Raw genomic sequence first — 327 nt, forward strand, 5'->3', positions numbered from 1 at the left:
AGGGAGGGAAGGGGGGGAGGAGGGGAGAGGAAGGAAAGGGAAGAAGAGGGGAAAAGGAAAGAAGAAAAAGGAAAAAAAAAGGAAGAAAAAGAAGAGGAAAAAAGAGAAAAGGGAAGGAAAGGGAAGGAAGGGGAGGGAAGAGGGAAGAGGGGGGGAGGAAAAGAAGAAGAAAGGAAAGAAAAAGAGGGGGGAAAGGAAAGGGAAAGGGAGAAAGAGAGAAAAAAGGAGGAGGGGAAAAAGAAGAAGGGAGAGAGGAGGGGGGAAGAAAAGGGAAAGGAAAGGGGGGGGGAAAGAGAAAGGGGAGGAGAGCGGCGTCGTGTCGATCGG

At 50.5% G+C, this 327-nt stretch carries 1 protein-coding gene; it reads left to right on the top strand.

Translation table 11 applies throughout. The annotated features are described in order from the left end of the window. Positions 1 to 327, top strand: a 327-nt coding sequence (locus tag NR126_RS29215) for a hypothetical protein (RefSeq protein WP_256832519.1), incomplete at both ends; no start/stop codon positions are given.

It is taken from the genome of Pseudomonas sp. Pse1 (genome assembly GCF_024519635.1).
Lineage (GTDB): Bacteria > Pseudomonadota > Gammaproteobacteria > Pseudomonadales > Pseudomonadaceae > Aquipseudomonas.